Raw genomic sequence first — 12,940 nt, 5'->3', positions numbered from 1 at the left:
TTCACAGCGCGGATTTCTTGACTTTATTTGACCTTTGTTGATAAAATGTATCATGCAGTTGAAGGGGGAAACGAAGCTATGGCACGTAATGAAGGGAATGCAATCGCACAAAACAAAAAAGCTCGTCATGATTATGCAATTGAAGAAACGTTCGAAGCAGGTATGGTGTTACAAGGCACAGAGATTAAAGCCATTCGTGCAAGACGTGTTCAATTGAAAGATTCCTTTTGTCGTGTTCAAAACGGTGAGGTTTTCCTTCATAATATGCACATCAGCCATTATGAACAAGGAAACCGTTACAACCATGATCCGCTTCGTACTAGAAAACTGTTGTTACACAAGAAGGAAATCAGTAAATTGATTGGTGCTTCTAAAGAAACAGGCTATTCCATAATACCGTTGAAGCTGTATATTAAAAACGGGGTCGCTAAAGTTCTGATCGGAGTCGCAAGAGGTAAGAAGAAATACGACAAGCGTGAAGACTTGAAGCGAAAGACCGCAAACCGGGAAATTGAGAAAGCCTTCCGCGAACGCCAAAAAATGTAAGTAACTGTAAATCGATTAACAAAGTGATTTATTCATGTTATAATAGACTTTGTCGCCAGTTATAAAACAATGATTTTTAAGCAACTACCGCAACACTCATTTTATATGGGGACGTTACGGATTCGACAGGGATAGGTCGAGCTTAAGTTGCGAGCCGAGGGGGTCGGCCTCGTTAAAACGCCAACGCCTATAACTGGCAAAGAAAACAACAACTTCGCACTAGCTGCATAATAGTAGCTTAGAGCGGTTCCTCCCTGCATCGCCCATGTGCTAGGGTAAGGGACTCAACTGAAGTGGGCTACGCCGGATTCCACCGTCTGAGGATGAAGGAAGAGAATAATCAGACTAGTCACACCGATGCCTGTCGATAGGCTGACGTGCTGGCGAAATGCCAATATATCGACTATGCTCGTAGAAGCTTAAGTGCCGATATCTCTGGACGTGGGTTCGATTAGTAAATAGTCGCCTTTTGTGGTAACACAAAAGTGATAACCTGGCTTAATCGGTGAAACCTAAGTCGCTTGAGGGGCTATGATTAGCTTACTTTAAAGCGGTAAGGCAATGCCGAGCGGTATGTGGAGCAATCCAACAGCCGTGTATCGACTCATAGGCTACCTTAAAGGTAGTACTAGGATACGAAATTCTACTTGAAAACAAGTACAAAATATATTTCGTATAATACGCCGGGGAACCTGAGCAACAATCAGGTTCAAGATATAGTCAGTGCCATGACGAAAGCATGGAACAACATGTCCCACCGTCTCCACCATACATAACTATGGTGGTTTTTTTTATGTCTATTTTTAGAAACGTAAACTGAAATGGTTTAATCATATACCCTACAGGGAAGGTTATTTCCTTAGGAGGCGCTTATGAGAAAACCACTTGTTTATATATTCGTTAGTGTATTACTTGTATCGGGCATTTTTGGATTGATTGCCTTTGATCAGAGTAAGGATGAAGCAAAGAAGGATAGCGAAGTTTTTATGGCGTTAGGGGATTCTTTGACCTATGGAGTTGGGGATGAATCTGGTGCAGGGTATGTAGGGGATCTACAAAAATTACTTACAGAGAATCATAAGGGTAACATCACTGTCGATAATTACGGCATACCTGGTCAGCAATCAGATGGACTACTTCATCAGCTCGGTAAGCCAGGTGTACTTGAGGACCTTGAAAAAGCAGACTACATTACGGTTTTTATAGGTATGAACGATTTAGTCAAAAGTAACGGGATGACCTTAGATAAAATTCACGATGAAAAGGTGAAACGGTCAAAAGTAGATTATGAACGAAATTTATCTGAAATCTTTAACATCATTCGTAAGAAAAATCCAGACGCACCTGTTCTGTTTTTAGGTCTATATAACCCTAAACCCTCTTCTGAAGAGGTTGGACAAGTCATTCAAGACTGGAATGACACAAGTCAACAAGTTGTCAGTCAGTATTCACATGTAAAATTCATTTCTACGAATGATCTTTTTGAAGTGAAATCCACAGAATATTTCAGCGATGCACTTCATCCGAATAAAAAAGGATATCTGTTAATAACGAAAAAAATTGTAGAAGAATATGACTTTTAAGTTCGCCACCGCATTTCGAAAATTGAAATGCGGTTTTATTTTTTTATTAAGATTTGACCGAAAAGAGCCCTTTTCTGTCCGTCAAAATTGGAATTCGCACATATCGCGGATAGAAAGCCCCTCTTACTGTCCGTCAAAATTGGAATTCACAGATATCACGGATAGAAAGTGCCTCTTACTGTCCGTCAAAATTGGAATTCGCAGATATCGCGGATAGAAAGCCCCTCTTACTGTCCGCGAAAATTGGAATTCGCACATATCGCTGATAGAAAGTGCCTCTTCCATTCAGACATAATAAGGAATCTCTTTTGAAACCTTTTCCTTTGGTCCTCGTAAATCATAAAAAGGGAAGAAGGAGAGTGCGTAATGATTGCTGATTTAAACAATCAAATCATTCAGATTAAAGGGGACATCCGAAAGAAGCATAAATGGGAAGTCCAACTTAAAGAATATAAGCGTGAATATCAAGAAATGCATGAGCGTGTGTTCAACCTTAATGATCAACTGACAGCTGAAAAAGCGGATGTCGATAAAATTGAAGGAATCAGTGTAACGAGTTTGTTGCTCACAATACTCGGTACAAAGGAAGGTCGTTTAGATGAAGAAAAGCAAGATGTAGCTGCGGTTCAGCTCAAATTGGATGAAGCGAAGAAATCACGTGAAGAAGTAAATCAATCGATTAATGATTTGCAGAAGAAACTCATACAGGTTAAAGATGCAGAAAGAAAATATGAACAATTACTTTCAGCGAAAGAAAAGTACATAAAAGAGAGTGGATCACCTGTATCTTCGGAAATTTATCGATTAAGTGAGCAAGAGGGAGATTTAAGTGCTTTTCTTAATGAACTGTCGGAAGCCATTCATGCGGGCAATGCAGTCATACATGCACTAGATCAGGCGCTTCATTCGCTCGAAAAAGCCAACAACTGGGGCACGCTCGACATGCTTGGAGGCGGAATGATTTCAAGCGCGGTCAAACATAATCATATAGATGATGCGACAGGACACATCCACCATGCACAAACCAAAATGCGGACGTTTCAAAAAGAGTTGATTGATGTAAATGAAGAGGCGGATTTAAATGTTGACGTATCATCTCTATTAAAATTTGCTGATTTTTTCTTCGATGGATTGATTTCCGATTGGATGGTCCAAGGCAGAATCAACGACTCATTGGATAAAACGAGAACACAAAAAAATAACATCGATCGCCTTTTATCCAAGCTACAAACACAAGCTGATCAGACACAAAATCGACTACAAATGATAAAAAATGAAAAGCAAAATTTAATTGAAAGTGCATAATTTCACAGCTAGCTCCTCCCTGAGCTAGCTTTTTCATTGTTTACTAATTTTTCTCTCAATTCTTCCTTTTCTCAATATTAATGGATACTCCCATTTAGATGGTATCATAGACGAATGGTCTGGAATCATCCAAAATTCACACTACTTAGAAAACATCATGGGAGGAAACATCATGGAAGGTACGATTAACGAAAACCAGGATATGCTTGCAAAAAAGAAGCAGAAGCATCCGAAAGGATTATTCCTACTATTCATCACCGAAATGTGGGAACGTTATAGCTACTACGGCATGCGCTCTATTCTCGTTCTATATCTTACAGCTGAATTAATCAGTGGAGGACTTGGATTCAGTGAATCATCAGCACTCATGCTTTACGGTATTTATACGGGCCTAGTCTATTTCACGCCTTTAATCGGTGGTTTTTTGACTGACAAACTGATGGGTCTACGAACAGCGATTACCATCGGCGGAATTACGATGGCTGTTGGAGATTTCACACTCTTTGCCGTTCAAGCAGAGTGGGGACTATATCTCGGATTGTTATTATTAATCATGGGTAATGGATTTTTCAAACCGAATATCTCGACACTAGTTGGAGAACTGTATTCGAAAAATGACCCTAGAAAAGATTCTGGATTCACGATTTTCTATATGGGCATTAACTTAGGGGCATTGATTTCCCCAATCGTTGCGGGTCTGATCTACGCAAACTGGTTTGCATCAACAACTCCAACTGGAATCGAAGTATTTGGATTCAAGTATGCTTTCCTAGCATCATCTATCGGAATGATTATTGGACAATTGACCTTTAATCTATTATCGAAAAAATATTTAGGCGATATCGGAAAGATGCCTGCAAATGATAAAGCAAAACCTTCTCTTGAAGTTAATGAAAAACCTAAGCCACTCACAAGACAGGAAAAAAGACGTACGACAGTCATCCTGATTCTGGCATGTTTCACTGTAGCATTCTGGGCTGGATTTGAACAAGCAGGAGCATCTTTCACCCTTTATACGAGAGATTTCATCGACCGTACCGTATTTGGGTATGAAGTACCGGTATCCTTCTTCCAGTCATTGAATCCTTTGTTTATATTGATTTTAGCGCCGGTTGTTTCTATGCTTTGGCTGAAACTATCAAAAACAAAGCGCGGTGATTTTTCAATACCAACAAAAATGTCATTTGGACTTATTTTATTAGGATTAGGATTTATGGTATTAGTTCCGGCTGTTCTTGCAACAGGTAGCGACGCATCTAACACTGTCAAAGTTTCAATGGTGTTCATGGTCGTCACTTACTTGCTTCATACACTCGGTGAACTATCGTTATCGCCAATCGGACTATCACTCGTTAGTAAAATGGCACCAGTCAAAATTGCTTCATTACTGATGGGGGTTTGGTTCTTAAGTAATGCGGCTGCCAACTACGTTGCAGGACATGTCGCATCGTTAACACAAGAATTCGGTTATCTCGAAATATTTGTGTATCTTGGACTAGCTGCTCTTGTATTAGGATTGATTCTACTTGCACTATCAAAACCACTACAAAAACTTATGCACCTTGATGAAATTGAAGAAGCAAAATAAACGGAAAGAGAGCACCCAATGGGGTGTTCTTTTTTTATGTAAAAAAATACCTATTTTCAGCGGAATCTATCAACTAGCCGTGTCCACTATGGCTTAAGCTGCGTAAAATGATAGAGAATCTAATAGTGTTAGGAGGTAAATAAAATTATTATGAGTTTTCTCCCCAATCAAATAGTAGTGCGTTTCTTTCCTAGTGTTCCTAGTAGTCGAGCATTGCAAATCATCCAACTTGTTGGTGGAACTGTAATTGATCAAATTCCACAGATTTATGTGTATGTCATCCAAGTGGATCCTAGTAGAATGAACACTACACTTCGCATTCTCTCTAATTTTCCAGAAGTAGATTACGCTGAATTCAATGGCTTAATGAACACTCAGTTGACTCCGAATGATCCTCTTTTCAGTCAGCAATGGGGTCTATTGAAAATCAATTCTACAAGAGCGTGGAATGTTACACGTGGTTCTTCGCTTCTAAAAATAGCGATTTTAGATACTGGGGTTAATGCAGGTCATCCAGATTTGATAGATAAAGTTGTCCTGAATGTTAACTTCTCGACCTCATCGACATCTCAAGATATCAATGGTCACGGGACACATGTCGCTGGTATTGCTGCTGCAACAACAAGGAATGAAATAGGTGTTGCAGGTCTAGCCATCAACCCCAAAATATTGAATATAAAAGTACTAGACGATAGTGGTAGTGGCTCTTTCAGCGACGTCGCTAAAGGTATCGTTAATGCGACAGATAATGGAGCAAAAGTGATTAATATGAGCTTAGGTGGCCCTTCATTCAGCTCAAGTGTTCAAAGTGCTGTCCAATATGCATCTAGTAATGGTGTTATCCAAGTTGCGGCAGCAGGCAATGACAACGCTGATGATCTGTTTTACCCAGCTGCTTATCCTGAAGTGATTAGTGTGGCTGCAGTGAAACGTGATGATACGAAGGCGTCATTTTCCAATTTCGGTGCTGCATGGGTGGATGTGGCAGCTCCGGGAATCGATATCCTGTCAACATTACCAACCTCTACAAACATGATGGGTGCTACGAATTATGGATACCTATCAGGAACATCTCAAGCTGCACCTTTCGTCAGTGGACTAGCAGCATTAATGGCTTCTTTAGAACCTAATGCCAACAAAGTAAGGAATGCTATAGAAACGACGACTGTACCGATTACTGGTGTAGGAACCCTTTATCAAAATGGTAGAATCAACACTTATGCTGCATTATTGAAGATTAAAGACCAATAGTCATTTCATTCTATGTACTAGTGATTAAGGTCCTCATCTAGTAGAGGAATATAGGTCAATTCTTACTCTTAGCTGAGTTTTTCCTTAACTCTATTATGCAAATGGTGAAGAATCCAAATTGATAGGAGTCAAATTGAATCATTATGAATCAAACCTCAGACCGAATTAATGTTTGTTTCAAGTCTAATACTTCTAGAGAAGAAGTAAACAATATTCTCTCATCAATAAACTTCGACCGTCTCACTGAAATACCCCAAATCAATGTCTATGTATTAAAAGTAAATCCCAACTCAATTAGAGGAATCGTACGTCGTTTGGAAAAAGTTAATGAAGTAGATTTTGTAGAAGTTGATGGGACAATGTCTACCCAGTTGATTCCGAATGATCCTTTGTTTAATCAACAATGGGGTCTATTGAAAATCAATTCTACGAGAGCATGGAACGTTACACGAGGTTCTTCTCTTCTAAAAATAGCGGTATTGGATACTGGAGTTAATGCAGGTCATCCAGACTTAAATGAAAAAATCGTTATAAATGTAAATTTCTCAACTTCATCAACGACACAAGATCTGAATGGGCATGGTACTCATGTAGCGGGAATCGCGGCTGCTGTAACAAGAAATAATCTTGGTGTCGCAGGTCTTGCTATTAACCCGAAAATCATGAACATTAAAGTGCTAGATGATACTGGAATTGGATTTTTCAGTGATATTGCAAATGGTATTATTAATGCAACAGCTAATGGGGCTAAAGTTATTAATATGAGCTTTAGCGGTCCAACTTCAAGTTCAACTGTTCAAAATGCCGTCCAGTATGCAGCTAACAACGGTGTAATCTTAGTTGCGGCAGCCGGGAATGATAACTCGAATAATCTTCATTATCCTGCTGCTTATTCAGAAGTAATAGGAGTAGCGGCACTAAATAATGACGATACGAAAGCGTCCTTTTCTAATTATGGAGCGAGTTGGGTTAGTGTAGCAGCACCCGGTGTCGATATACTATCAACTTTGCCGATTACAGCAAATAGTACAGGACAAACGGATTATGGGAATTTATCTGGTACTTCTCAAGCTGCGCCCTTTGTCAGTGGCCTAGCCGCACTAATGGCTTCCCTTGAACCTGATAGAGCTCAAGTCCGAGCTGCAATTGAATCAACAACTGTACCAATTACTGGCGCAGGAACGCTTTATCAAAATGGCCGAATTAATGCATATGCAGCATTATTGAACATTACTGCATAATAATTGAGCTTTAAGACTCATTTTTTGTAATTTACTGTAATTTAAAAGTTCATTCGCCTATCTTGTATTACACTGTAAGTAACAACTGAAAGAGGGTGAATGATATGAAAAGCGACCTTGAAGTACGTATTGCGGAACTGGCTATGCAAGATAGGTCTGACCTAAAGGGAAGCGAAGTAACTGTAAGTGGATTTCTTGCTGGAGAAGCAGAAGAGCCCTTAGAAGACGGTTATAATTATCCATTCATAGATGAAAATATGAACGGAATTCTCGTAAAATCACAACAGAAATTGAATCATCTTGAACGTGGTAAATGGTTCAATATCACAGGTATGCTCGACTCGACTCACCAACAGGAAATGCATGTGACGTCAGAAGCGAACGTTGAACCATCTCATTCTCATAAAGCAACACCACCTCAAGAAAAGCAGTTCATCTCTTCTGTAAAAAAAGTTGTCGATGGAGATACAATCCATTTAGAAACACCAGTTCTAGGAACGACAAAAGTAAGATTCGTTTCAATCGATACCCCAGAAACCAATTATCAAGGTCAATCACAAGGCTACCATGCTGAGGAAGCAACGAGACAGCTTGAGTACCTTTTACCTTTAGGTGAGCGGGTGGATATTCACGTTGGCGATGAACCGTTCGATCAATACGGTCGACTTCTCGCAGTTGTTGTCAAAAATGAGCAGAACATAAATCTGGAAATGATTGAATTAGGTATGGCTGTTCCGTATTTCATCTACCCCAATTTGGTCAACTTTAATGAGTATGGTGAAGCTGTTGTACGGGCGAAAGAGTTTTGCAAAGGTATATGGAATCCAGAGCGTCCTATTGATGAGCTCCCATACGAATTCCGCTTCAACAAGCGGGGAGGTCCAAATAAATTTGTCGGTCATCATGCTACCAAGATGTATGTAGAACCATCCAAGTGGGAAAGCGTACCAATTGAATACCGCGTATTCTTTTTAAACGAAAAAGATGCAAAGGACGCGGGTTACGATAAAGTACAAGACAGTAATCAATGTTAAATAAGAAAAAGCTGACTCTAAGGACGGAAAAAGTCCAAACAGAGTCAGCTTTTTTTCTGAAACCAAGTTATTTATTTAAATAAAGCTACAGCTCGATCAGGATCTGCCGGACCCTCATGCTCAAGAGCGTCAAAAACAAAATTGAACGCGAGCGGGTCTTGTGCAATATTTTGATGTTCGATTTGGTCATATGGATAATAATCTTGGATTGTAATGTTCTCTACGGTTTCATCCGGACCACTTAAGAAAGCGGAAGTATACGGAACGACGACTTCATCATTACGTGTCGTGATGACAGTATAGGATGTACTTCCTAAAGTTTCGGCACCCTTGTTCAAATCTGTAATAAACTCAGAATCACTCGATTGTTGATGGCAGGCTGTACATGAAGTAACGTCTGCTCCGGTTGTCGTCAAATCAGAGAAACCTGCCACTCCAGTCGTTCCATGATTCGAAGGCACGAGACCAATTAAGTCTTCAACCTGCTCGCTTCCACCTAAATTTTTCATGTAGTACCTTGGCATCATTCCGCCCTGACTGTGACCAACAATAGAAACCTTTTCAGCACCAGTTAGCTCTAAGACATTGTTAACGAAGACTTTAAGTTCTTCTGCAGAGTCCTCAATCGGTCCGGACGCTGGTAATCCATTCTGCTCACCATAGTTCAAAGAAAACACACAATAACCTTTCTCTTTCAACATTGGAGAGAGATTAATGAAGTTTCTTTCCATCGTTTCGAATGTGCCCGGTACAAGAACGACAGGTTCGGGATGTGCTTCACTAGGGCGACAATCTGGATCGTTTGCACCAGGTGGAGGTGTTCCTTCTTCTTTTAAAAATCCGCCAGATGAACCTCCCTCGGCCATGACAGTACCGCTCCCAGTACCGATTAGGCTTATCATTATAAACATTGCGAAAAGCTTCTTCACGGACATCTCCTCTTTTCTTGTTATTAATGTAAAAAAGAGACAGCACATAAGTTCTCAAAAAGAGTCCCTTATGCGTGTCTCCAATTCTCCAGCATAATCACGTATCAACTTATACAACATTAAAACACACAGCTGAAAGCGCTGTCAATTCGTATCTTGTTTTATGAAAACATTGGAAATATAAATCCTCATATTATCGAAAAATTGCTGTCCTATTCGGATGTGTTCAACAAACGAGGGATATTCGTTTATAATGAGTGAAAACGAAAGGGTGTGTAGGTCGATGGGGGATGACATTTTTCAAGCTGTATACGAAACGATGAAGAAGCGGGATACACGTTTTGATGGTCAATATTATGTTGGCATCCGAACAACAGGAATTGTATGTAGACCCTCATGTCGATCTCGCCTCGCGAAGCCGGAAAATGTGAAAATCTTTTCTTCAGTAAAGGAAGCGTTAAATGCTGGATTCCGTCCTTGTAAAAGGTGTAAGCCAGAAACACCGAGTCAACATGGTCCAGATGCTGAATTGTCAGAAGCGGTTTTGAAGCTGATTCGAGAACAGTACAAAGAACCACTTACCCTTGATGTCATTGCCAATAAGCTTATGATGAGCCCGTATCATTTGCAGCGGATCGTTAAGCGGACAACGGGCTTAACGCCGAACAAACATTTACACCAAATGCGGATTACAAAAGCAAAAGAATATCTTGAGACGAGTGAGATGACAATCAATCGGATTGCGAAAGAGGTCGGCTTCAAGAATGCCTCTCATTTTTCAGCTTCATTTAAGAAAATAACAGGACACACACCGAACGAATATAGAACAACGGGAATTGGAGGGTGAACGATAATGGATAAAACAATTACGAAGGTATACTGGGCAACATTTGAGCATCCGATTTTCAAGGATCGTGAACTATACATCGCAAAAACTGAAAGAGGAATTTGCCGAATTACATGGCCAACGGAAAGCTTCGATACATTAAACAGCTGGGTGGAAAAGCAAATGCCAAACGCAGAATTGGTAGAGGATCATGACCGACTTCGTGCAAGTGCTCTTGAACTAACGGAGTATTTTGATGGAAAGCGTACAACATTTTCCGAGCCACTCGATATGATCGGAACACCTTTCCAAGTGTCAGTGTGGAAAGCACTAACTGAAATCCCTTTTGGCGAAACATGTAGCTATTCGGATATCGCACAAAAGCTGGATAATCCGAAAGCTGTTCGAGCGGTCGGTACTGCAAATGGAGCAAATCCGATTCCGATAATCGTCCCATGTCACCGAGTCATTGGAAAAAGTAATGCGTTGACTGGATTTCGCGGTGGGCTAAAAGTGAAGGAACAACTATTGCAATTGGAGGGATACGATGACTACACAGCAAAAGGGCACGCTCGTTTCCAGTTTTGACATCGATACACCAGAAATATATAGCTTTAAGGAAACCCTCATTTACCTATCTCGCTCTCCACTAGAATGTCTACATAAAGTGAAAAACGATAAGATTTATAAACTTTTGGAGCTAGAAGGAGAAAAAGTCCTAATAGAAATTAGTGAGAAGATGGATGGCAAACTCCAAGTCACTTTTCTTAATCAAGTTCCCTCCTCCTTTAAACAGGTACAGCTATTTATTGAGGACTGGCTTGATCTGAGTCAGGATTTGACCCCATTTTATGAAATGGCAAAAACGGATGCTTTACTTTCACCATTAGTGAGCGATTTCTTTGGTTTACGCGTAATTGGCGTTCCAGATTTGTTCGAGGCCATATGCTGGGCAGTAATCGGTCAGCAGGTGAATTTAACTTTTGCTTATACCGTAAAAAAGCGACTTGTCGAGACATATGGGGATGATTTGAGTTGGCGTGGAGAACGATATTGGGTATTTCCGAAGCCAGAGGAAATTTCAAAACTGACTGTAGAAGACTTGAAACAGATTCAACTAACAGGTAGAAAAGCAGAGTATTTGATACAAATCGCTACGCTTATGAAAGAAGGGAATTTGTCCAAACAAGCGTTGTTAGAGACAGATTTCGAATCTGCTGAAAAAGAATTGGTATCCATACGGGGAATTGGACCATGGTCAGCACATTACGTTCTTATGCGTTGTTTGCGAGATCCTTCCGCATTTCCAATTGGGGATGCAGGATTACAAAATGCATTAAAGCAGCTTCTAGGTCTTGATACAAAGCCAACGTATGAGGAAATGACAAAACTTTTCTCAAAATGGAAGGGCTGGGAAGCATACGCAGTCTTCTATTTATGGAGGAGTCTCTCCAAAAATGTAAGCTAGCTTACTACATGAGTTTCTTCCTTTGCAACTTATGAAAGTACTGTGATAAATTTATTTTGTACCAACCGGTTGGTTTATGGAGTTGATTAAAGATGACGTCAAAAAAAGAACACATTATTTCAGCGACGGCTGAACTCATTCATGCAAAAGGTTACGAAAGCACAAAGCTTAGTGACATTCTCAAGGCTGCTGACATTGGAAAAGGTCAATTTTATCATTACTTTTCATCGAAAAAAGACTTGGGCATTTCTGTTGTAGACCAATATGTTCAAACGTGGGAACAAAATCTCATTGAGGCTATCCTTCAGTCAGACAAACCATCAACTGACAAGCTGAATGAGATGCTTGATTGGGCGGTTTCTTATCATGAAAGTATTGGTGAATTCCACGGATGTCCTTTCGGAAATCTCGCACTTGAAATGAGCGAGCATGATGAAATTTTCCGCACAAAGATTAATGCTTTGTTTGAGAAGTGGATCAGAAGTTTGGAGAATGTTTTAGAAGATATCGTCGGTGGAGAGAAAGCCCTCATGCAAGCACAAGCGATTGTTGCCCAGCTGGAAGGCGGCATCCTGTTAATGAAAAACTTTCAGGATCTCTCGATTTTGCGAAATATAGCTGAGAACATCAGAGCACAATATATTTAGATTTGAAAGGGGAATGCACAAATGTTAGAACAAATTACAGCAGTATCAAAAGGTATGAACACAGAAGGTAAGTCTCACGAGCACTCGGTTGTGATCGACGAACCTGCAAACATGGGTGGAACAGACGAAGGTGCAAACCCACTTGCAACCCTTCTCATTTCATTAGCAGGTTGCGAAAATGCAATTGCAAACTTCGTAGCGAAAGAAATCGACTTCGACTTGAAAGGCATTAAGTTCGAAATCAATGGTGATATTGACCCGAAAGGTATGATGGGCGATAAGAGCGTCCGACCTTACTTCCAAAAGATCACTGTGAACGCTACAGTGGAAACGAGTGAGCCTCAAGAGCGCATTGATGAGCTACAAGAAATCGTTGACAGCCGTTGCCCAATCTACACGACAATGGTTGCAGCAGACGTTGAAATGGTCCCTAACTGGGTAAAAGCTTAAACTTGTAAAAGTCCCTTCATTTGAAGGGGCTTTTTACTTTTATCCAAAATTGGAGTACGCTTAGGGTATATA

13 protein-coding genes and 1 other RNA gene are annotated in these 12,940 nt (G+C 40.3%); 13 read left to right on the top strand and 1 reads right to left on the bottom strand.

Annotation, left to right across the window (positions count from 1 at the left end; genetic code table 11):
- Positions 1–78: 78 nt before the first annotated feature.
- The 8 genes from smpB to L2716_RS13015 all read left to right on the top strand — a co-directional run bounded on the left by smpB (position 79) and on the right by L2716_RS13015 (position 8,548).
- Positions 79–546 (top strand): SsrA-binding protein SmpB, encoded by a 468-nt coding sequence (gene smpB, locus L2716_RS13050; protein WP_236336045.1) that lies wholly within the window; start codon positions 79–81, stop codon positions 544–546.
- Positions 547–661: 115 nt separating this feature from the next.
- Positions 662–1,000, top strand: a transfer-messenger RNA (tmRNA) gene (ssrA, locus tag L2716_RS13045).
- Between the two features lie 418 nt (positions 1,001–1,418).
- Positions 1,419–2,129, top strand: coding sequence for a DUF459 domain-containing protein (locus L2716_RS13040; protein WP_236336036.1), 711 nt, complete (start codon positions 1,419–1,421; stop codon positions 2,127–2,129).
- A gap of 366 nt (positions 2,130–2,495) precedes the next feature.
- The gene (locus L2716_RS13035) at positions 2,496–3,434 is read left to right on the top strand and encodes a coiled-coil domain-containing protein (RefSeq protein ID WP_236336034.1); all 939 of its coding nucleotides are present in this window, start codon (positions 2,496–2,498) and stop codon (positions 3,432–3,434) included.
- Positions 3,435–3,606: 172 nt separating this feature from the next.
- The gene (locus L2716_RS13030; protein WP_236336033.1) at positions 3,607–5,022 is read left to right on the top strand and encodes a peptide MFS transporter; all 1,416 of its coding nucleotides are present in this window, start codon (positions 3,607–3,609) and stop codon (positions 5,020–5,022) included.
- A 150-nt stretch (positions 5,023–5,172) separates the two neighbouring features.
- Positions 5,173–6,273: a S8 family peptidase gene (locus L2716_RS13025; protein ID WP_236336032.1), complete on the top strand. Its 1,101-nt coding sequence runs from the start codon at positions 5,173–5,175 to the stop codon at positions 6,271–6,273.
- 143 nt (positions 6,274–6,416) lie between these two features.
- Complete coding sequence (locus L2716_RS13020) at positions 6,417–7,514, top strand: S8 family peptidase (protein ID WP_236336028.1); 1,098 nt, start codon at positions 6,417–6,419, stop codon at positions 7,512–7,514.
- 104 nt (positions 7,515–7,618) lie between these two features.
- Positions 7,619–8,548 carry a thermonuclease family protein gene (locus L2716_RS13015; protein ID WP_236336026.1) on the top strand — a complete coding sequence of 310 codons (930 nt, stop codon included), beginning with the start codon at positions 7,619–7,621 and terminating at the stop codon, positions 8,546–8,548.
- Between the two features lie 71 nt (positions 8,549–8,619).
- Here the strand turns inward: L2716_RS13015 and L2716_RS13010 are convergent, their stop codons facing one another.
- Positions 8,620–9,477: an esterase/lipase family protein gene (locus L2716_RS13010; RefSeq protein WP_236336025.1), complete on the bottom strand. Its 858-nt coding sequence runs from the start codon at positions 9,475–9,477 to the stop codon at positions 8,620–8,622.
- 283 nt (positions 9,478–9,760) lie between these two features.
- On the opposite strand from L2716_RS13010, the gene L2716_RS13005 reads away from it, so the two are divergent.
- From L2716_RS13005 to L2716_RS12985, 5 genes are all read left to right on the top strand, one after another.
- On the top strand, positions 9,761–10,324 hold the full coding sequence (locus L2716_RS13005; RefSeq protein WP_236336015.1) for a bifunctional transcriptional activator/DNA repair enzyme AdaA: 564 nt from the start codon (positions 9,761–9,763) through the stop codon (positions 10,322–10,324).
- A 6-nt stretch (positions 10,325–10,330) separates the two neighbouring features.
- Positions 10,331–10,891 (top strand): methylated-DNA--[protein]-cysteine S-methyltransferase, encoded by a 561-nt coding sequence (locus L2716_RS13000; RefSeq protein WP_236336013.1) that lies wholly within the window; start codon positions 10,331–10,333, stop codon positions 10,889–10,891.
- Positions 10,851–11,771 carry a DNA-3-methyladenine glycosylase 2 gene (locus tag L2716_RS12995; RefSeq protein WP_236336011.1) on the top strand — a complete coding sequence of 307 codons (921 nt, stop codon included), beginning with the start codon at positions 10,851–10,853 and terminating at the stop codon, positions 11,769–11,771. Before L2716_RS13000 ends, L2716_RS12995 begins: the two co-directional genes overlap by 41 nt.
- A gap of 92 nt (positions 11,772–11,863) precedes the next feature.
- On the top strand, positions 11,864–12,418 hold the full coding sequence (locus L2716_RS12990; RefSeq protein WP_236336009.1) for a TetR/AcrR family transcriptional regulator: 555 nt from the start codon (positions 11,864–11,866) through the stop codon (positions 12,416–12,418).
- Between the two features lie 21 nt (positions 12,419–12,439).
- Positions 12,440–12,868, top strand: coding sequence for an OsmC family protein (locus tag L2716_RS12985; protein ID WP_236336007.1), 429 nt, complete (start codon positions 12,440–12,442; stop codon positions 12,866–12,868).
- Positions 12,869–12,940 lie beyond the last annotated feature (72 nt).

The organism is Pseudalkalibacillus berkeleyi, from assembly GCF_021608225.1.
GTDB classification, from domain to species: Bacteria; Bacillota; Bacilli; order Bacillales; family Fictibacillaceae; genus Pseudalkalibacillus; species Pseudalkalibacillus berkeleyi.
The sequence above is the reverse complement of the archived record's forward strand: the minus strand, read 5'-3'. Positions and strand labels throughout refer to the sequence as shown.